Here is a 19,291-nt window from a genome sequence, read left to right as displayed (position 1 = left end):
CTCGTGGGTGGCTCGCGTCGGGGTTGGGTGGGGCGCTGCGCGGTGCGCTCGCCGACACGGACGCCGATGTTCGGGCCTATGCGCGGAAGGCGCTCTGACCTATATACTCGGATCCGAGCAATCGGAAGCGAGGAATCGGTGACGAGTACCAAGCGGAAAGTGTCCAATCTGCTGGGCCTGGCGGTGCTCGGGCTCCTGCAGGAGAGCCCGATGCACCCGCACGCGATGGCCGCGACCCTGCGGGAGCGCGGCCTCGACCAGAGCTTCAAGCTCACGACCGGCTCGCTGTACGACGTGGTCCGTGCCCTGGAGAAGGCCGGGTGGATCGCCGCGCAGGAGACCGCCCGCGTCGGCGGCCGGCCGGAGCGCACCGTCTACGCGCACACGCCGCTCGGCCAGGAGGAGTTCCTGCGCTGGCTGGACGAGCTGGTGCGGGTCCCGGCCGACGAATACCCGAAGTTCCTGTCGGCCGTCACCTACCTGGGCGCGCTCGGACGGGAAGGCGCGGCCGAGGCGCTGCGGGAGCGGTCCGGCAGGTTGCGCGGGCAGGTCGAGGACATCCGGCGCGGGCACCAGGAGGCCCTGAGCCAGGTGCCCCGGCTGTTCGTCATCGAGGCCGAATACGCGCTGCGCGTGATGGAGGCCGAGCTGGCCTGGGTGGACGAGACGATCGCCGAGATCGAGGCGGGGACGCTGGCGTGGCCGGCCGAGGGGAGCCGATGATGGACACCGAGGTGATCGTGGTGGGCGCGGGGCCCGCCGGGCTGATGCTGGCGGGGGAGCTGGGCCTGGCCGGCGTGCGCGCGCTGGTGGTGGAGCGTCATGAGCGGCGGCCCGACCAGTGCAGGGGGTTCAATCTCAACGCGCGCAGCCTGGAGCTGCTGGATCGGCGGGGGATCGCGGAGCGGTTCCTGGCCGAGGGGCCGACGGTGCCGTACTGGATGTTCGGGGACCCGAGCCGGCCGCTGGATCTGACCGCGATGGAGACCGATCACCCTTACGCGCTGGGGATCGCCCAGACGCGGGTCGAGGAGCTGCTTGAGGAGTGGGTGGCCGAGCTCGGCGTGCCGATCCGGCGGGGGTGCGAGGTCGTCGGGGTGGACGATGGCCCGGACGCCGTGACCGTGCGGACGTCGGGGGGTGATCTGCGGGCCTCGTACGTCGTCGGTTGCGACGGGGCTCGGAGCACTGTGCGGCGGCTGGCCGGGATCGGGTTTCCGGGGACGGCGGCGACCGAGTACACGCTGCTCGGCGACGTGGTGCTGAGCCGGGCCGACGATCTGCCCTTCGGGGTGACGCATGGGGAGAACGGGGTGGTGTTCGTGATTCCGCGTCCCGGTTACGTGCGGATCGTCACCAAGGATCCGGCGGAGGGGCCGGTGACGCTCGAATACTTCCAGGACGCCCTGGAGCATGCGCTGGGACGGCGGGTGCCGATCGGTGAGGTGCGCTGGCTGACCCGGTTCGGGAACGCGGCGCGGCAGGCCGACCGGTACGTCGCCGGCCGGGTCGTGCTGGCCGGGGACGCGGCGCACATCCATCCGCCGGCGGGTGCGGTGGGGGTGAACGTCGCCCTGGCGGACGCGGTCAACCTGGGGTGGAAGCTGGCGGCCACCGTACAGGGGCGGGCGCCTGACGGGCTGCTGGAGAGCTACCACGCCGAACGGCACGCGGCGGGGGCGCTGGTGCTGCGGCACACCCGGGTGCAGGAGCTGCTCGGCGGTGATGACCCGCGTCTGGTGCCGCTGCGCGAGCTGTTCTCCGACCTGGCCGGGATGGGGCCGGTCAACCGCTACCTGGCCGAGCTGACGACCGGCGTGTCCACCCGATACGGGGCGGGCGAGGGGCATCCATGGCTCGGCCGGCTCGCTCCCAACCTGGCGCTCACCGTGGACGGCTCGGCCACCAGCGTCGCCCGGCTCCTGCGGACGGGCCGCGGAGTGCTGCTCGACTTCGACACCGGCCGTTCACCCGCCCCGGATGGCGGCCGTTCGCCTGCGACGGACGCTGGCCATTCGTCTCCGTGGGTGGACGCCTACGCCGCTCGTTGTGATGAGCAGCCGGATCTGGTGGCTCTGCTGATCCGGCCCGACGGGCATACCGCGTGGGTCGCCACCCGCACCGGTGACCGGCCCGCGACCTCCCTCGACGACGCGCTGACCACGTGGTTCGGCGACGCGGCCGGGTAAGAACCACATCTGACGTCTATGTTGTGCCTGCGCCGGAGAGTACCGTGCTTTTGAGGCCTTTGGGCAACGCCCCATGAGGACTGATCCGCTGTAAGGGGCGGCACATGTCGCATCTTGCCGAGCCTGTTACGGCTGCGTGGAACGCCACGGTGGCGCGGCGTCGTGGCGTCGCAGGAGCGGGCTCATGACCAAGCCGCCGCGCGAGGGTCACCTCCACCAATTACTGCTCTACGAAACGTCGCAGGATCTGCGGGCCGTCGTGGTGCCGATGCTGCGCCGAGGGCTGGCTGCCGGGGAGGCGGTCGTCCTGGCCTGCGGGCAGGCCAACACCGAGCTGCTGGCCAGGGAGCTGGCCGTCGCACCGAGCGACCGCCCGGCCGCCGGGCGGCTCACAGTGCTGAACGCGGATGACGGCGGCCGCCCGGCCGTCGCGGTGGACCTGCTGCGGCGGCTGACGCGCGCGTACTCGGCCGCCGAACACGGGCGCATCCTGCTCGTACGCGAAACCGACCTCGGGGCCGGCCTGGGAGCGGGGCCCGGCAGGTACGCGGCGGCCGTCGAGTTCGAGGCGGCCGCCGACGTCGCCTTGGCCGCCGAGCCGCTGACGAGCCTGTGCCTCTACCACCGTCCGAACCTGCCCGCGAGCCTGCTGACCGAGGTCGAGCACGCCCACCCCCGCCTGCTGAGCGCCACCGGCAGCGACGGCAACCCCGGCTACCGGTCACCCGCCACCCTGCTGCGCCGCCACGCCACCCCCGGTCTCGACCCGCTGCAGACCACGCCCGCGTTGTATCAGCACCCGCCGCTGACCAGCCTCAGCGAGGTCTCCAGGTTACGGCGGGACCTGCAGGATCTGATCGGCACACTGCCGGTGCCGATGGCCACCCGCAACGACTTCATCGCCGCCGTCGGCGAGGTCACCGTCAACGGTCTGCAGCACGGCCGCCTCCCGGTACGCGTCCTGATCTGGGCGAGCGCCGACCGGCTGCTGGCCACTGTCACCGATGCCGGTCGCGGCTTCGACGATCCCCTCGCCGGCTACCTGGCTCCGGGGGAGGATCTCAGCGGCGGGGCCGGGTTGTGGCTGGCCCGGCTGCTCTGCGACCGCGTGGAGGCCGTCCGCGCCCACGAGTCCTTCACCATCCGGCTGGCCACCAGCCTGCCCGCCTCCAACGGCCGGCCGGCCCTCAACGGCGTGCGGGCCCGTACCGAGCACGCCCGGCGCCGCGCCCAGCGCGCCCGGCAGCGCGCCGAGCAGCTCCAAGGCGAGCTCGACCTCCTGATCGGCGACTTCTGGCGTCACCCGCCCCGCCCTTGAACCGCCGATGGAGCCCTTCAGCGATCCGGTGGGCGGACGCGGCCCATCCGGCGCTCTTCGACGTACGCGTCTTCATGAGCCCCTCCTTCGGCGCCGGCCTCGAACGGAACGTCATCGCCGCCCAGGCCCTGGCCGCCATCGTCCCCATGATCGGCGCCGACATGGGCAACGTCCAGCTCCTGGATCCGGTCGCCGGTGGGCTCAAGATCGTCGCCCAGCGGGGGTTCGGCCGGCAGTTCCTGCACCATTTCGAGGTGGTCCGTGGCGGGGACTCGATCTGCGGGCGGGCGATGTCCGAGGGCAGGGCGGTCCTCGTGCCGGACATCGAGCGCGACGCGATCCTGGCCAGGAGCTCGGTGCTGGCCGTCCTGACCGAGGCCGGGGTGCGTACGGTGATCTCCGCGCCGATGTTCGATCCGGCGGGCTCGACCGTCGGCATGGTCTCACTGCACTACCGGTGGGTACGCCGCCTCAGCGCCAACGACCAGCACCTCCTGGAACTGCTGGTCCAGCGGACGGCCCGAGTCCTCCTCGCCGACCGCCCCCGCTGACCGGGGAACCGTGGTCTATGGCTTGGCGTTCGCTGCGATCCAGGCGGCGATCTGGGCGCGTGAGTTGAACCCGAGCTTGTTCATGATCCCCCGTACATGGCTGTCGACCGTGTGCTCGGAAATGAACAGCCGCGCGCCGATCTGCCTGTTGCTGAGCCCATCGGCGACGAGACCGGCGACCTCCGCCTCCCGCCGCCCCAGCGGCGACGTCTCCGGAACGTCCGCCGGGGGCGGGGCCGGCTCGCCGAGCGCCAGCGCGATCGCGGCCTCCCGGCTCAGCCGCCCGCCCGCCGCGAACCCGGCCGCGTACCCCGCCGCCCCCAGCACCGCCGTGGCCGACTCCTCCGCCCTGGTCAGCAGCGGGGCGAGAAAGGGCAGGACGCTCGCCCCCGCCCCAGCCCGCACGGTCTCGGCCGCCCCGAGCAGCCGCGCCGCGAGCGGTGCCCGCCCTGACCCGGCGGCGTGGCAGCCCAGGGCGTCGAGCAGCACGTACTGTGCCACCCGGTCGTCGATCTCGTACGCCACCCGCAGACCCTCCACGAACAACGGCAGCGCGCCGTCGAGGTCACCGGCGATCAACCGGGCCGAGCCCAGGTTCACCAGCATCATCCCGAGGCTGTAGAGGTCGCCCGTCTCCCGGCTGATCCGCACGCCCTCCGACGCCACCGACCGCACCACATCGAGGTCGCCGTGGAACAGCCCGACGAGCGCCCGCGACTGCAGGAGCATCAGCCGGGCCTGGTCGTCGCCGGACTCCGGCACAAGGGTGTACGCCTCGCCGTCCAGGCGTTCCGCCGCCGCGCGATCACCGGCCATGCTCGCCGCGATCGAGGCCAGCGACAGCGACTGCGCCAGTACGGATCGCGTCCCGGCCTCCCCGGCCAGCCGTACCGCCTCCGCCAGCACCGGGACGGCGGTCGCCGCGTCCGACTGCAGCACGGCGAGGAAGCCGCGCATGAAGTGGCCCTGGGCGCGCTCGTGCGGCCGGCCGCCACCCTGTTCGAGCAGCTCGTCGAGCCGGCCGGCGCCCTCGCTGAGCGCGCGGGTCATCCAGTAGTAACCGAGGGAGAACGCCAGGGTCAGGCCGCGCCCGGTGTCCTGCCGGGTCAGGGCGTGCAGGACCGGCCGGATGTTGTCGATCTCCAGGTCCATCCAGGCGAGCCACTCGACGAGCCGCCGCCTGGCCTCGACCGAGGAGCGCCGGCATTTACCGAGGTAGTACCGGGTGTACCGGCGGTCGAGCTCCTCCTCCTCGCCCGCCGCGCGCAGCCTGAGCCGGCCGTATTCGCGCATGGTCTCGTGCAGGCGGTAGCAGGCCAGGCCCCTGACCTCCTCCTTCAACACCAGGGACTTGTCCACCAGCGACGACAGCAGGTTCAGCGCCTCGGGCGCCTCCCCGTACGCGCAGACCGCCTCGATGTCGTCGAGCGTGAACCGGCCCGCGAACACGCACAACCGCCGCAGCAGCGCCTGCTCGGCGGCCGTCAGCAGGTCGTGGCTCCAGTCGATGGTCGTACGCAGCGTCTGGTGCCGGGGAAGCGCGGCCTGCCCGCCCCCGGTGAGCAGCCCGAACCGGTCGGTCAGGCGGTCAAGGATCTGCTCGACGGTCAGAACGCGGGTCCTGACCGCGGCCAGCTCGATGGCCAGCGGCAGGCCGTCGAGACGGCGGCACAGATCGGCGACGGCGGCCTGGTTCGCCACGGTCAGCTCGAACGTCCCGGACCCGGCCGCGGCCCGCTCCACGAACAACCTGACCGCCTCATTCCGCCGCAACTCCACCAACGGCACCCCGCCCCACTCCAACGGCACCCCGGCGCCCGCTGACAGCGGTCCGGTCCGCTCCGGCGGTTGGCCGGTGCCCGCTGACGGCGGTCCGGTGCGCTCCGGTGGTTGGCCGATTGCCGCTGATGGCCGTCCGGCCCGCTCCGATGACAGCCCGGCGCTTGCCGACGGCAGTCCAGTGCCCGCCAAGGGCGGTCCGGTGCTCGCTGACGGCGGTCGGGGGTTCGCCGACGGGGGTCCGGTGCTGGCTGACGGCGGTCCGGTGCGTCTCGCGGACTGGCCGATACTCGCGGACGGGCTGGTGCCCGCCGGCCGTAGTCCGGCGCTGGCGGGCGGGAGGTCCAGGGGTGGGACGGGGACCACGTGTTCGCCCGGGGCCGAGAGTGGCTCGCGGCTGGTGGCGATCACGCGTACGCCCGGTGCGGCCCGCAGGACGTTCGTGACGATTCGGGCGGTCGCCGCGAGCAGGTGCTCGCAGTTGTCGACCACCAGCAGCAGCCGCTTGTCCCGCAGGTACGACAGCACCAGCGCCGCCGGTTCGGTCACCGCCTGATCGCGCAGGTCGAGGGCGGCCATGACGGCGTTGGCGACCAGCCCGGCGTCCCGCAGCTCCGCGAGCTCGACCAGCCACGTGCCATCGGGGAACCCGCGGCCGAGGTCGCTCGCCAGCCGGATCGCCAGGCGGGTCTTGCCGACCCCGCCGGGCCCGACGAGGGTGACCAGCCGGGCGTCGGCGAGCTTCCTCCTGACGTCGGCGAGTTCGCGGCGGCGGCCGATGAAGCTGGTCGGCTCGGCCGGCAGGTTGCCCGGGCGGCGCGCGAGTCTGGCCATGGTGGCTTGGACCCTACTACCGCCCCGAGCGCCCGCGTCACCCCGCGAATCACGAATTCTCGTGATTTCGCCGTACGGCACACTCCCGCAGGCTGAACGCATGGCCGGTGCCTCGTACGCCTCGCGTACGGCGGCGCCCAGCCGACATCCGCTCACCGGTGAATCGAGGGACACCACGATGAAGGCGATCCGTTACCGCGTCTACGGCCCGCCCGACGTCCTCCAACTGGAAGACGTGGGCATGCCCGCCGTTGGCGACGACGAAATACTGATCCGCGTAAAGGCGGCCTCGGTCAACCCGCTCGACTGGCACAACATGCGCGGCACCCCCTACTTGGTCCGCTTGACGATGGGGCTCTCCCGGCCCAAGGACCACGCCATGGGCGGCGACCTGGCCGGCTGCGTCGAGGCGGTGGGCCGGAACGTCACCAAGTTCCGCCCCGGGGACGAGGTGTTCGGCGGGCGCGGGAACTCTCCCATTGAGCGCGCCGCGGCGTTCGCCGAGTACGCCAGCCTGCACCAGGACGCCATGGTGACCAGGAAACCGGTCGGCCTGACGTTCGAGGAGGCCGCGTCGGTGCCGGTCGCGGCGGTCACCGCTCTGCAGGCGCTGTGCCACAAGGGCCGGATCAGGGCCGGGCACAGGGTGCTGATCAACGGGGCGGCGGGCGGCGTGGGGACGTTCGCGGTGCAACTCGCCAAGGCGTACGGGGCCGAGGTGACCGCCGTGTGCAGCACCAGGAACGTGGAGATGGTCGGGTCGATCGGCGCGGACCACGTCGTCGACTACACCAAGGAGGACTTCACGCGCACCGGACGGCGCTACGACCTGGTCCTCGACCTGGTGGCTAACCGGAGCCTCACCGACAACCGGCGGATCCTCGACCCGAAGGGCGTGTTCCTGGAGTGCGCCCCCGCCGAGGGGCTGTGGGCGGGGCCGGTCGTCGCGCTGGTCAAGATGATGGTGTACTCCAAGATCGTGCGGCGGCGCATGCCGTTCGTCCTGTGCAAGGAGAGCCAGGACGACCTCGTCGTCCTGCGGGAGCTGATCGAGGCCGGGAAGATCACGCCGGTCATCGACCGCGGCTACACCCTGGGCGAGGTGCCCGAGGCGGTCGGCTATCTGGAGAAGGGGCATGCCAGAGGAAAGGTGGTGATCACCCTGTAGGTCACCGGTTCAGGCTGTGTGTCACCGATTCGGCCAGTGCGTAGCCAATTCCGGGCTGAAGGTCAACGGTTCCAGGTTGTAGGTCACCGATTCGGCCTGTACGTCACCAATTTCAGGCTGAAGGTCACCAGTTCCGGGTTGCGATCAGCTTTTCGGAGTCCGCGTCCGTGAACCCGTAGGCCGTGGCCACGATCCAGAAGTCCGCGCCGATGGCCTCGCGGGCCGCGGTCTCGATCTCGCTGCCCGCCGCGTCGAACTCCTCCTCCAATAAGTTGAATTCCTCGGTCGCGGCCTGCGTCAGCGCGTAGAGCGCCGCCAGGTCGGCCGGCTGCTCGGTCTCGATCCGCTCGCAGAGCCGCAGCAGGATCGCCTTGCCCTTGTCGACGAGGTGGTCGGGGAAGTAGCCGTCGTCGTACATCTCCGCGAGAAAGGCATGGCCGGCCAGCCGCTGGTTCTTGATGGACACCACGATCTCCTGTCTTCCGGTGCCTGCATCTTTTCGTGCGGCACCGACAGAATCAGTGGCGCGCCTCCAGGCAGCAGCGGACGAAGTCCCGTACGACGGGATCGGCGTCGTCGGCGGGGGACCAGGCGACGCAGACCTGGCTGGGGCTGACGCCGCTGACGGGCCGGTAGGTGACTCCGGGGCGCGCGTAGTAGCGGGCCGACGACTCGGGGGCCAGCGCGATGCCGTAGCCGTTGGCGATCGCGCTCAGCCAGTCGTCGGGCTGGTCGGTGACGGCGCCGACGCGAACCGGGTGGCCATCGCGCTCATCGGTGGCCAGCCAGTAGTCCCGCCACCGGCCCGTTTCCCGCGGGGCCGCGACGAACGGCTCGTCCCACAGGTCGCGGAAGGGGATGACGTCGCGGCCCGCGTACGGGTGCGTCGAGGCCAGCGCGATCCAGCGCGGCTCGGTGAACAGCACCTCCACCCGCAGGGCGTCCTGACCGGGGAAGGGCAGGCGCAGCAGGGCGACGTCGACCTCGCCGTCGGTGAGCCCGGCGGCCGGGTTGGACCACGCGGCCTGCCGCATGTCGGCCCGCCAGCCCGGCCGGAGTTCGGTGAACGCCGCGACGATGCGCGGGGTGGCCTCGTTGGCGGCGCTGGCGATGAAGCCGACCCGCAGCACGCGGGCCGCCCGCTCGGCCACCTGCCTGGTCTCCCGTACTGCCAGATCCCAGCCGGTCAGCAGGCCCGGCACCCGCTCCGCCAGGGCCTGGCCCGCCTCGGTGAGAGCCATCCCGGCCCGGGAACGCGTGAACAGCCGCAGGCCGAGCTGGGCCTCCAACTGCTGGATCTGCTTGGTGAGCGCCGGCTGCGACACGAACAGCCGATGCGCGGCCCGGGTGAGCCCGCCCTCCTCCGCGACGGCCATGAAATACCGCAGCAGCCGCGTGTCCACATCCATTCCGTCAGGTTATAGATGCAGGTATTGGACGCCAAGCCAGCGCTCGGTCAGCCTTGATCCGGAGGTTTTCACCGGATGTACGCCATCGTCACCGTTCTCACCATCGCCATCAATGTCTGGGCCGCTCTCGCGGATGTCGTCAGGGCGAAGTTCGTCCTGGCCAACTCCAGCGAACTGGGTATCGCGCCGTCCTGGATCCCGCTGCTGGCCGCCCTGAAGGCCGTCGGCGCCGCCGGACTGCTCGCCGGGCTCCTCGGCGTCCGCCCTCTGGGCGTCGCGGCCGCCGCTGGACTGGTCCTGTTCTTCGCTGGAGCCCTCGTGGTGCACACCCGCGCCCGCGTGTTCCACAACATCGCCGCCCCGGGGATCTTCTTCGCCCTGGCGGTAGCATCCCTCGTCCTCGCCGTGACGGGGTGAGGTCCGTCATACCGGGACGGGATCCGTGGTGTCGGGCCGAGGTTCGTGCTGGCGGGTTGGGGGCCGTGGTGTCGGGCCGAGGTTCGTGCTGGCGGGTTGGGATCTGCCGTGTCGGGTTGAGGCCGTGCTGACGGGATGAGATCGGTGGACCGGGATGATTGCCGAGCGGGGATTTGATCGGCAGAGTCGGAGTTGAGGACTTTCACCTGGCTTGTGAGAGAGGTCGAGCATGCCCCGACGGTCTCCTGCGGCGAGTTCCGCGCTCGGCCCGATCGCCATCGTGGCGGTCGAGCAGCACGTTCCCGCCGCCCAGCGGATCACCCGCGACCACCTGGCCGTCCGGTTGCTCCCGGCCTCCGTGCGCCTGTTCGCGCGGGCGGCAGCGGGACGGTGGGTACGCGACCGCCTCGTCGACGCCAGCGACCGGCGGGCGCCGGGCGTGTGGGGCGGCATCCTGTGCCGCAAGCGCTACGCCGACGACAAGGTCGCCGAGGCCCTGGCCGCGGGCGTCGGGCAGCTCGTCGTCCTGGGCGCCGGGTACGACACCCGCGCCTGCCGGACGGCCGGTGTCGCCGCGTTCGAGGTCGATCTGCCGGTCAACAGCGCCGCCAAACGGGGGCGGCTGGAGAGTCTGTACGGCCGGGTGCCCGAGCACGTACGGCTGGTTCCCGCCGACTTCCAGGTGGACGATCTGGGCACCGCCCTGACGGCGGCCGGGTTCCGGCTCGACCAGCCGGCCATGGTCGTCCTGGAGGGCGTGACCCCGTACCTCACCGAGGACGCCGTGCGCGGCATCTTCGCCTTCCTCGCCAAGATGGCCCCCGGCAGCCGACTGCTCTTCACCTACATTCGCCAGGACTTCCTGGACGGCACCAGCATGTACGGCCTCCAGCGGGTCCACCGGCAGTTTGTGACCGCCCGCCGGCTCTGGCACTTCGGTCTCCACCCCGGTGGCGTCGTCGGGTGGCTGGCGGAGTACGGCTGGGACGAGCTGGAGCAGGTCGGCACCGAGGACTACCGTGCCCGCTACCTCGACCCCATCGGCCGCTCGATGAAGGTGATGGAGATCGAACGCTTCGTCCACGCCGAAAAGCTGTAGATCGCGGGGCCAGGCCCCGAAGGGTCGGGCGCCCAGGAGTCGGGGCGGCGGAGTTGGGCGCCGAGGGGCCGGACGGCGAGAAGCCGGGCGCCGAGGGGCGTAGATCCGATCGAGGGCAGGGCGCAATCAGGCGCGGGCCAAGCCGGAGGAGCCGGAGGAGCGCCCGCCCGAGCCGCCTGAGCGGCCCGCACCGCCCGTACTGCCCGTACTGCCCGCACTGCCTGAGCGGCCCGAGCCGCCCGAACTGTCTGAGCGGCCCGTGCCGAAGGAGCGGCGGTAGGCGCCGGGGGTGGTGCGGAGGGCGTGTTGGAAGTGTCGGCGCAGGTTGACCGCCGACGAGAGCCCCACCCTGCGGGCGATCGTCTCGACCGGCAGCTCGGTCTCCTCCAGCAGCGCCCGCGCGGCCGCGATGCGCCGATCCAGCAGCCACCTACCGGGGCTGACCCCGACCTGGCCGGCGAACCTGCGGGCGAGCGTGCGAGTCGAGACCCCCAGCCGCGCGGCGAGGTCGTCGCCGGTCAGGGGTTCGTGCAGGCGCGCGGCGGCCCAGTCGAGCAGCGGGGCCAGCGACTCGGGCGGGCGATCAGCGGCCGGCGGGGCGGCGTACTGGAGTTGCCCGCCCTCCCGATGCGGCGGCATGACCATGTGCCGGGCGACCTGGGTGGCGTAGGCGGCGCCCTGGTCGGTGCGTACGAGGTGCAGGCACAGGTCGACGGCGGCCGCGGTGCCCGCGCTGGTGGCGACGTCGCCGAGATCGACGTACAACGTGTCGGGCTCGACAGAGACCTGCGGGAAGCGGCCGGCCAGCTCGGTGGCCAGCCGCCAGTGGGTGGTGGCCCGGCGGCCGTCGAGCAGCCCGGTCTCGGCCAGCAGGAACGCGCCCGAGCAGATCGCCACGAGGCGTGTCCCGCGCCGGTGAGCCCCCCGCAGCGCGTCGATCACGGCCGGCCCGGCGGGCTCGGCGCGTGACCGCCAGCCCGCGATCACGACCGTCTCGGCCCGCTCCAGCGCCTCCAGCCCCTGGCCCACCTGGATGTCGTAGCCCGCCAGCGTCGGGATCGTGCCCGGGACCGGCGCGCACACACCGAACGTGTACGGGGACGGCAGCCCCGGCCGGGACACGCCGAAGACCTCGGCGGCGCACGCCAGCTCGAACGTGGACTGAGGCGGCCCGACCAGAGCCACGACACGGTGCATGGCAGGAATATATCCAAGGATGACGATCGAGACGCTGTCCGCGATCACCGGCCGCCCCGCACGATGAGGCCATGACAGATGACATGCAGGTCCTGCGCATCGACGACATCGATGGCACCGAGGTCGCGCCCGGCATCGTCCGGCGCGGACTGCCGGTGACCGGGGCGGCCCGCGGCTGGGTGTATGACTTCGCGCCCGGCACCGAGTGGCCCGAAGTGGACGTACACGAGACGGAGGAGCGCTACTACGTCGTGTCGGGAGAGTTCGTCGACCGCGGCCACCGGCTCGGGCCCGGCAGCTACGTGGTCTTCGCCCCGGGCAGCAGCCACCAGCCCCGTACGGAGACCGGCGCCCGCATGATCGGCATCACCCTGACCGTGCGGGAACCCGCGTCAAAGTAGGAGCGTGGACGAGAACGTGTCGCCGGCGCAGCCGGCCGAGCGGGGCGGCGAGGTAGGGCCAGACCTACCCGGGGCTCGCCCTAGCCTCCATGCGGGCCGGGCCCGCGACGCGGTCCAATGGGGATCATGCAACGCATGACTGGATTGTTGGTCGGCGCGGTCTTCGGCGCGGTGTTCGTCGTCGTCAACGCGCAGAGCCCGCTCCCCGCCACGGTCGCGACCGTGCTGCGGGTGGTCGCCGTCCTGGGGGCCGCGACCGTACTCGGGCTGTGGTTCGTCACCGTACGGAAAGACAAGCCGGAGGAGGGGCCCCGCCGGAACATGTTCACCCGCGGCTACCTGATCGTGGTCGCCGTCGAGGCGATCCTGCTCTTCGGCGGGGTCCGCGTCCTGGCCGCCTTGGGGCAGCCCGAGCAGGCCAACGTGGCCTGGGTCGCGCTGGTGGTCGGCGTGCACTTCATCGCCCTCGCCCCGGTCTGGAAGGACTGGAGCATCGCCGTGCCCGGCGGGGTGCTGAGCCTGCTCGGCGCCGTCGGCCTGGTCATGGCGTCGACGGCGGCCCTCGCGTGGGTGCCGATCGTCAGTGGGGTGCTGTCGGGAGTGGTGCTCCTGGCCGGCTGTCTGACGTTCGGCTGGCTCTCGGTCGCGCGGCCGCCGTCAACCTCGAACGAGGATCAGGCGGCTTCGGCGGCGCGGAACGTCTTGAGCGCCTCCGGGCCGAAGTAGGCGCCGTAGCTGGTGGTGGTGTTGCGCAGGGCGTGGGCGGAGATCTGGTAGCCGGAGCCGGTGGTCTTGTTGAAGGAGTGGAACCACGGGCCGCCGCTGGAGCCGCCGCCCATGTCGCAGATCATCGCGTACTTCATGCCGTACGCCGGGGTGGCGGCGGCGCCGCTGCAGTACTGCAGGGTCTTGCCGGCGTTGCCGTTGCTCGGGTAGCCGAGCAGCAGGTTGGACGTGCCGGCCGAGGTGGCGTTGAACCGGATGCCCTGCCCGCCCACGGTCTTGACGACCGACTTGCCCTTGACCGGCCTGACGACCAGCATGCCGAAGTCGAGCGGCGGCACGTGCGCGCCGTCCTTGTAGTAGCCGGACCACATGAACATGGTCCGCGCCGGGAACTTCCCGTACGGCGCCGCGCCGTTCTTGTACGCCGGCACGAACACCAGGTTCTTGCTCCAGCGCCCCTCGCCGTCCATCATCGCGTGCGCCACGGTGACGACCACGTCGCCGTCCGCGCTGTTCACCACGTTCCCGGAGGCCACGAAGTCCTTGCCGTTGCCGCCGGTGCCGAACACCTTGCCCGCGGTCTTGGTGATCAGCCCGCCGGACTTCCAGGTCTGCTGCTTGGCGGCCTTGGTGGAGTACGGGGGATACAGGCGCTTGTTGGTGGCGAAGCTGCTGGGAGCCACGTCCACCTGCTCCTCGGCGGCCAGCGCCGACTTCGGAGCCGTCGTGATCGCCTTGCCGGCGGGCTCGGGGAGCGGCTCGGCGGCGCTCATGCGCTCCGGGGTCCAATAGTCGTCCCCGGCCGCGAACGTGGCCGGCACCTGGTGCTCAACCGGCTCGTCCGCGGCGGGTTCGGCGACCGCGGCATGGGCGCCGAGCCCGAGCAGCAAGGTCGTCAAGCCGGCGATGGCAAAGGTACGCATGGGGCCTCCGTGACAAAAGCGATGACGGAGACTTAACCACAATTGTCGCTAAAGGGGGCAATCGCCCGGCGCGCGGACGGGAGGTCCCCCTCCAGGACCTCCCGCCGCGGCCAGTGGCTCAGCCGGTGACTCAGCCGGTGGTTCGACAGGTCGCGCCCTGGCAGGAGCTCAGCTCCGCCATGCGCTTGCCCAGCTGGGCCGCCAGGTCGGCGTGCTGCCTGCGGCCGGTGGGTGTGGCCAGCAGGTTGTGCAGCTGGTAGGGATCCTTGACCAGGTCGTAGAGTTCGTACTCGCGTTTGGTCATGGAACGTTCCAGATCGTACCAGCGGATGTACACGTAGCGCTCGGTCCGCGGGGAACTCCATGAGGGCACGTCTATGAGGTAGATCTCCTTGTTGTCGCCCTCGGTGTACTCCTGGAAGATGCCGTCCCGGTCCGTCACGCCGTCGCTCGCGTACTGGCCGAAGAAGTCCTTGCGCCAGCCGCTGGGCACGCCGCCCCCGAACGTGGGCACCAGCGAGGCGCCGTCCACGTCGGCCGGGATAGGGACGCCGGCCAGGTCGAGGATGGTCGGCCCGTAGTCGATCGAGGTGGCCATCGCGCTGGTCCTGCCGCGCGCGACGCCGGGGCCGGAGATGACGAGCGGCACCCGCGTCGACTCCTCGTACGGCGCCATCTTAGTGCCCCTCCAAGGAGGACCTCGTTCTGGGGGAGGTGCTCGACCTGTTCCCCGAGTTCGCGCGGCTGGTGCGCGAACGGCCCGCGGGTGAGGAGCCGTACACGGCGGTGCGGAGCGCGCTGCTCGACCTCGCGAGCACCCGCGCCACAGGGGTGGCCCTGCTCTTCAGCGGGCTGCCAGGCCGGGTCTCTCGCAACCGGCCAGGTCGGCGATGTCGGTGCTGCTGGAGCTGGAGGACGGCCTGGCGGACGCGCTGCGCGACCGGCTCGCCGCGAACGATTCAGGGCTGCGCGCCTCCGTGCTCGCCCGCGCCTGCGTGGCCGCGCTGCGCGCCACCGTCCTGGCCTTTCACGAACTCCCGGAGGAGGAGCGGACGCTGGAGTCGGCCCGCGGCCTGGCCGACCGGGCGTTCGACGTCCTGCGCGCCGGCTGAGGCCGGTCTACCAGTGGCCGCCCTTGTGCAACTGGCCACGGACGGCGCCGTCGGGGAACTGGGCGGTGTGCAGGTTGGCGTACCAGTTCTTCGGGTTGTTCTTGATGCTCTTGAGCAGGCCGGCCTTGACGCGGACCGAACCGAAGCTCACGTTGCCGCGGATCTTGCCGTTGGACAGCAGGTCGATGACGACGGGACCGTTCTTGCCCGCCTTGCCCTTGTGGATGTGGAATGCGGTGGGCTTGCCGGTCTTCTTCCACTGCACCCAGTAGGAGAAGCGGTCACCGTGGATGCGGAACTTCGCGACCGCCAGGCCGTCGCGGTCGTTGACCTTCTTGCCCGGCTCCGGCACCTCGTTCCTGCCGAGGAGCCCGCTGGCGAAGTAGTACTTCTTCGCCGCCGTTTCGGTGGCGCCGGCCGGCGTCGCGGTAACGGCAAGGGCGCCGCCGGTGAGCACTGCCGTGGCCGCGGCTCCCGCCATCACGCGGCGCCACATGGAACGTGCGTTGCCGATCTGCTCGAACGTGTTCATCGGGACCTCCGCCTTGAGTGGTGCCTTACGGATCGTGTCGGACACCGCAGGACGCTATAGGCGGATGTGGGAGGTGTTCTGTTGACAAATCCACACAAGGTGGCATGCGTGATCAGCATCACACCTCCCGTGAAGCTAGCTCCAGATGCCCGGAACCGACGACGGCACGTCGTTCTTGACCTCGCTCTGGTCGATCACTTCGCCCCTGAGCGGCACGAGAACGGTGGCCTCACGACCCCAGTCGTCGAAACGCGTGTCCGACTCGATCCGTACGGACCTGCCGTTGAAGGGCAGGACCGCCTTGGCGGCCACCCGCTCGACCAGGCCGTCGGAGTTGAACCACAAGGTGTAGCCGATCTTGCCGTCGCGGCGGTCGTAACCGCCGAAATGAGCCCTGAAGGCCGGCGAGACCTTCGCGAGCGTGGACGCCCGCACGGACCCCTTGACCACTCCGTCGCCCCACGACGTGCGGTTGGCCAGCAGCGACTTGAGCGTCGCGGGCTCCAGGGTCTCGACCACCAGGTTGCTGCCCGGCAGGTCGGCCGACCCGTAGCGCACCCAGCTCGTGCCCTCGGGCAGGGCGTCGTCGACCACCGGGCCGGCGACGTAGGTGTTCGCACCGGAGGAGATCATCCGGATGGGCCCCTCGTGCAGGGCCTCGGTCTCCTCCGGGTCGGTCTTCATGGCGCTGCGCAGCAGAGCCTTGCTGTAGCGCACGCTCTGCTCCAGGTCCGACGCGACGGCGCCGCGCGGGCCGAACCCGATCGTGCCGGACAGCCCGGACGTGACGACCTGGTCGCTCGTGACCGTCATCTTCGCCGTGGACTGGATGTTGACGGCCTTGCCGCGCGCTAACTTCGCCTGGAGCGCCTTGACCGGGTCGGTCGAGGACGTGGCCTGCGCGGGTGCGGCGGCGAGCGCCACCACCCCCGCGACCACGGCGAGACCGACGATGGTTCGCTTCATTGGTTTCCTTGGGAACGGTCCGAAAAGACGCGATCAATCTGGTGCATCCCTGATCAACCGTCAAGCCGTACGTCCCGATCCATGGACCCGGCGCTGACCTGCGCGGGATCGTCATCACCCACGGCCATGCCGGCCACTGGGGCTGGCCGGCCGGAGGGCGCCGGCCTGGGCGGCGGCGAGCGTGACGCGTGCCGTCTGGTCGGCGACCGCCGCGTCGACGGGCTCGGCGGTCATCAGCAGGCGCAGGTAGATCGGGGCCACGAGGGTCCTGACCAGCTCGGCGGGGTCGGTGCCCGCGGGCAGTTCGCCCCGTTCGACGGCGCGGGTCACCACCGGCTCCGCCCGGACGAGCCGGTCGTGGAAGACGCGCCGCCGGGCCGTGGCGATCTCCGGGAGGTGGGCCGCGCCGGTGAACATGGCGGCCAGGACGGCCTGCCCGGTCGGGCTGGCGAACGACTGGACGAGCCCGTGGGCCAGGGCCCGGAGGTCGGTCTCGATCGCCCCGGTGTCCGGAATCGGGATGTCGGCCGCCAGGTGCTCGGCGAGGGCGTCGGTGAGCAGGCTCTCGCGATCGTTCCACCGCCGGTAAACCGTCGTCTTGTGCACGCCGGCCCGCTGGGCGACGTTCTCGACGGTCAGCGCGGCGTAACCCTTCTCCACGAGCTCGGCGAGCGTGGCCGCGTGGACGGCCGTACGCACCTTGGCGCCGCGGCCGACCGGCCGGGCAGCGGGACGATCCGACTGCATTGCAACTCCAAGTTGCGATAGAGGTGGGCAGTGTTGCATGATGAATCTATCGCAACTTGGAGTTGCGATAGATCGGATGAGGTGGACATCATGCACAGTGCGTGGGCTTTCGACGCCATTCCCGACCAGTCCGGGCGGGTGGCGGTGGTGACCGGCGCCAACAGCGGGATCGGCTACGTGACGGCCAGGGAGCTGGCCCGCCGCGGCGCCCACGTCGTCCTGGCCTGCCGCGATCCCGACCGCGCCCAGGCCGCGCTCACCCGCATGCGGGAGGAGGCGCCCGGCGCCCGCCTGGAGGTGCGCCAGGTCGACCTGGCCGACCTGGCCTCGGTCCGGCGGTTCGCCGCGGGCTGGGATCACGACCGGCTCGACCTGCTGGTCAACAACGCGGGCGTGGCGATGGTGCCGTACGCGCTGACCACCGACGGATTCGAGTCCCAGTTCGGCATCAACCACCTGGGCACCTTCGCCCTGACCGGCCTGCTCCTGCCCCACCTGCTGGCCGCCCCGGCCCCTCGCGTGGTGACCGTCAGCAGCGAGGGGCAGCGTTTCGCCCGCTTCGACCTGAACAACCTCGACGCCGAGCGCGGCTACCGGGCGCCGCTGGCGTACGTGCAGTCCAAGCGCGCCAACGTCTACTTCGCCATGGAGCTCCAGCGCCGGGCCGACGCCGCCGGGCTCGGCCTGCGCAGCATGGTGGTGGCGCCCGGTCTCACGCGTACCAACGTCCTGACGGGCGGCGCCAACCAGGCCAGAGGCGGTTTGTACCGGTCTTTCATCCGGTTCCTCCTGCGCGTGGCCTTCCGCCCTGCCCCGGAAGGCGCCAAAACCTCCCTGTACGCCGCCACCGTCGAGGACCTGCCGGGCGGCTCCTACATCGTCCCCGACGGCCCGCTGCAACTCCGGGGCGCGCCCACCCGGCGCACCGGCGAACGCGCGCTCAGCGACACCGACACCGCCCGCCGCCTGTGGGAGCTGTCCGAAGCGCGCACCGGCGTCAGCCCGGCTCCACCAGCCGCTCCGGCAGGCGCGCCCAGACGTCGGGCGGGCCGGTGATCGCGCGGGCCTCGGCCAGCCGCAGTCCGGCGGCGGCGCAGGCGCGGGCCACCGCGTTGTCCCGGTAGAGGAAGGCGGACAGGATCTCCTGGGGCGTGTCCGCCGCGCCGGGGGTCAGGTCCCAGCCGGCGATCTCGCCGTCGCGGACGCTGCTGCCCTCGTTGCCGCTCCTGGGGTTGACGTACAGGCCGTAACAGGTGGTCCCCTCGGCGAGCGGCTTGAGGACGCCGGCGGTCTGCGGCATGGGGCCCCACGGCTGGGCGACGACACAACCGCCGGGCACGTCGGTGAGGCCGACGAGGTTGAGGTTCTTCTCGTCGAAGGGGTCGATCTCGTCGAGGAACTCCTCCGGATCGACGTCCTCCGCCGTGATCTCCAGCCGCCGCGCCGCCTCCGCCGCGTCGATCCCGGCCACGCACGCCATCCCCATGCCGTCGAAGTAGCGCGCGCCCAGCGCCGTCGTCAGCCGCCTGGCCTCGGCCACCACCTCGGCCTCGTCGTCCGTCAGCCCGTCCACCTCGGCGGGCCGGTCGAACAGCCCGGGTTCGGGCCCGGCCAGGCTGAGGCGCCCGGGGGACCAGCCGCCCATCATCGGCCGCCACGGGTCGGCCCCGGCCTCGACCAGGGCGCGGGCGACGTCGTGGTGGCCCTCGTACACGGCGACCCAGAGCGCGGTGCGGCCCTCGGCCTCGGCGTCCACGTCCTTCACGCTCGCGGCCAGTTCCACGATCTCGTCGAGCGAGCCGCGCCCGGCCGCGTCGTGGAGCGGCATCTCGTCGTCGTGCATGCCTGCGCCTCCCTTGAAAGACCACATGAAGCACACATCATGCCCCGACAGCCGCCACCCGTGCGATCCGCAAGGGCCAC

General features: G+C 71.5%; 21 protein-coding genes. 11 read left to right on the top strand and 10 right to left on the bottom strand.

The features are described 5' to 3' along the window. The first annotated feature begins 159 nt into the window (after window positions 1-159). From C4V41_RS14250 to C4V41_RS14235, 4 genes are all read left to right on the top strand, one after another. Entirely contained in the window at window positions 160-723 is a 564-nt protein-coding gene (locus tag C4V41_RS14250) for a PadR family transcriptional regulator (RefSeq protein WP_235030112.1), read from the top strand. Then, window positions 720-2,189, top strand: coding sequence for an FAD-dependent monooxygenase (locus tag C4V41_RS14245; RefSeq protein WP_103956564.1), 1,470 nt, complete (start codon window positions 720-722; stop codon window positions 2,187-2,189). The genes C4V41_RS14250 and C4V41_RS14245 overlap by 4 nt, the downstream gene beginning before the upstream one ends. A 184-nt stretch (window positions 2,190-2,373) precedes the next feature. Beyond that, complete coding sequence (locus tag C4V41_RS14240) at window positions 2,374-3,507, top strand: MEDS domain-containing protein (protein ID WP_103956283.1); 1,134 nt, start codon at window positions 2,374-2,376, stop codon at window positions 3,505-3,507. Then, window positions 3,504-4,058, top strand: a complete 555-nt coding sequence (locus tag C4V41_RS14235; protein WP_103956282.1) for a GAF domain-containing protein — start codon at window positions 3,504-3,506, stop codon at window positions 4,056-4,058. The genes C4V41_RS14240 and C4V41_RS14235 overlap by 4 nt, the downstream gene beginning before the upstream one ends. 15 nt (window positions 4,059-4,073) lie before the next feature. Here C4V41_RS14235 and C4V41_RS14230 read toward each other — a convergent pair whose 3' ends face one another. Beyond that, entirely contained in the window at window positions 4,074-6,671 is a 2,598-nt protein-coding gene (locus C4V41_RS14230) for a LuxR C-terminal-related transcriptional regulator (protein WP_200823970.1), read from the bottom strand. A gap of 100 nt (window positions 6,672-6,771) precedes the next feature. Between C4V41_RS14230 and C4V41_RS14225 the strand changes: the two genes are divergently transcribed. After that, window positions 6,772-7,839, top strand: a complete 1,068-nt coding sequence (locus tag C4V41_RS14225) for an NAD(P)-dependent alcohol dehydrogenase (protein WP_235030111.1) — start codon at window positions 6,772-6,774, stop codon at window positions 7,837-7,839. Between the two features lie 124 nt (window positions 7,840-7,963). On the opposite strand, the gene C4V41_RS14220 is transcribed toward C4V41_RS14225, so the two are convergent. After that, window positions 7,964-8,305 carry a DUF5713 family protein gene (locus C4V41_RS14220; protein ID WP_103956281.1) on the bottom strand — a complete coding sequence of 114 codons (342 nt, stop codon included), beginning with the start codon at window positions 8,303-8,305 and terminating at the stop codon, window positions 7,964-7,966. Window positions 8,306-8,357: 52 nt separating this feature from the next. After that, entirely contained in the window at window positions 8,358-9,248 is an 891-nt protein-coding gene (locus C4V41_RS14215) for a LysR family transcriptional regulator (RefSeq protein ID WP_103956280.1), read from the bottom strand. 75 nt (window positions 9,249-9,323) lie between these two features. On the opposite strand from C4V41_RS14215, the gene C4V41_RS14210 reads away from it, so the two are divergent. Then, on the top strand, window positions 9,324-9,665 hold the full coding sequence (locus tag C4V41_RS14210) for a DoxX family protein (RefSeq protein WP_103956279.1): 342 nt from the start codon (window positions 9,324-9,326) through the stop codon (window positions 9,663-9,665). 229 nt (window positions 9,666-9,894) lie between these two features. Further along, entirely contained in the window at window positions 9,895-10,764 is an 870-nt protein-coding gene (locus C4V41_RS14205) for an SAM-dependent methyltransferase (protein ID WP_103956278.1), read from the top strand. 126 nt (window positions 10,765-10,890) lie between these two features. On the opposite strand, the gene C4V41_RS14200 is transcribed toward C4V41_RS14205, so the two are convergent. After that, the gene (locus C4V41_RS14200; RefSeq protein ID WP_103956277.1) at window positions 10,891-11,961 is read right to left on the bottom strand and encodes a helix-turn-helix domain-containing protein; all 1,071 of its coding nucleotides are present in this window, start codon (window positions 11,959-11,961) and stop codon (window positions 10,891-10,893) included. 71 nt (window positions 11,962-12,032) lie between these two features. Here C4V41_RS14200 and C4V41_RS14195 point away from each other — a divergent pair, with 71 nt between their 5' ends. Both C4V41_RS14195 and C4V41_RS14190 read left to right on the top strand, forming a co-directional pair. After that, window positions 12,033-12,362, top strand: coding sequence for a cupin domain-containing protein (locus C4V41_RS14195; protein ID WP_103956276.1), 330 nt, complete (start codon window positions 12,033-12,035; stop codon window positions 12,360-12,362). A gap of 135 nt (window positions 12,363-12,497) precedes the next feature. Next, window positions 12,498-13,088: a hypothetical protein gene (locus C4V41_RS14190; protein ID WP_200823969.1), complete on the top strand. Its 591-nt coding sequence runs from the start codon at window positions 12,498-12,500 to the stop codon at window positions 13,086-13,088. On the opposite strand, the gene C4V41_RS14185 is transcribed toward C4V41_RS14190, so the two are convergent. Together C4V41_RS14185 and C4V41_RS14180 are read right to left on the bottom strand one after the other, a co-directional pair. Then, window positions 13,037-14,011: a trypsin-like serine peptidase gene (locus tag C4V41_RS14185; RefSeq protein WP_103956275.1), complete on the bottom strand. Its 975-nt coding sequence runs from the start codon at window positions 14,009-14,011 to the stop codon at window positions 13,037-13,039. The two genes, C4V41_RS14190 and C4V41_RS14185, sit on opposite strands and share 52 nt — an antisense overlap. A gap of 130 nt (window positions 14,012-14,141) precedes the next feature. Then, complete coding sequence (locus C4V41_RS14180; protein WP_103956274.1) at window positions 14,142-14,687, bottom strand: sulfatase/phosphatase domain-containing protein; 546 nt, start codon at window positions 14,685-14,687, stop codon at window positions 14,142-14,144. Window positions 14,688-14,901: 214 nt separating this feature from the next. On the opposite strand from C4V41_RS14180, the gene C4V41_RS14175 reads away from it, so the two are divergent. Next, window positions 14,902-15,123 (top strand): hypothetical protein, encoded by a 222-nt coding sequence (locus C4V41_RS14175; RefSeq protein ID WP_103956273.1) that lies wholly within the window; start codon window positions 14,902-14,904, stop codon window positions 15,121-15,123. A 7-nt stretch (window positions 15,124-15,130) separates the two neighbouring features. Here C4V41_RS14175 and C4V41_RS14170 read toward each other — a convergent pair whose 3' ends face one another. The 3 genes from C4V41_RS14170 to C4V41_RS14160 form a co-directional block, all read right to left on the bottom strand. Next, window positions 15,131-15,700: a CHRD domain-containing protein gene (locus C4V41_RS14170; protein WP_146103654.1), complete on the bottom strand. Its 570-nt coding sequence runs from the start codon at window positions 15,698-15,700 to the stop codon at window positions 15,131-15,133. A gap of 90 nt (window positions 15,701-15,790) precedes the next feature. Continuing rightward, window positions 15,791-16,621: a hypothetical protein gene (locus tag C4V41_RS14165; RefSeq protein ID WP_103956271.1), complete on the bottom strand. Its 831-nt coding sequence runs from the start codon at window positions 16,619-16,621 to the stop codon at window positions 15,791-15,793. 114 nt (window positions 16,622-16,735) lie between these two features. After that, entirely contained in the window at window positions 16,736-17,368 is a 633-nt protein-coding gene (locus tag C4V41_RS14160; RefSeq protein WP_200823968.1) for a TetR/AcrR family transcriptional regulator, read from the bottom strand. A 90-nt stretch (window positions 17,369-17,458) separates the two neighbouring features. Here C4V41_RS14160 and C4V41_RS14155 point away from each other — a divergent pair, with 90 nt between their 5' ends. After that, window positions 17,459-18,424: an oxidoreductase gene (locus C4V41_RS14155; RefSeq protein ID WP_103956560.1), complete on the top strand. Its 966-nt coding sequence runs from the start codon at window positions 17,459-17,461 to the stop codon at window positions 18,422-18,424. On the opposite strand, the gene C4V41_RS14150 is transcribed toward C4V41_RS14155, so the two are convergent. Then, window positions 18,366-19,211: an ankyrin repeat domain-containing protein gene (locus C4V41_RS14150; protein ID WP_200823967.1), complete on the bottom strand. Its 846-nt coding sequence runs from the start codon at window positions 19,209-19,211 to the stop codon at window positions 18,366-18,368. The genes C4V41_RS14155 and C4V41_RS14150 overlap by 59 nt on opposite strands. Window positions 19,212-19,291 lie beyond the last annotated feature (80 nt).

It is taken from the genome of Nonomuraea solani, assembly GCF_900108335.1.
Taxonomy (GTDB): domain Bacteria; phylum Actinomycetota; class Actinomycetes; order Streptosporangiales; family Streptosporangiaceae; genus Nonomuraea; species Nonomuraea solani.
This window is presented reverse-complemented; position numbering and strand designations above follow the sequence as displayed.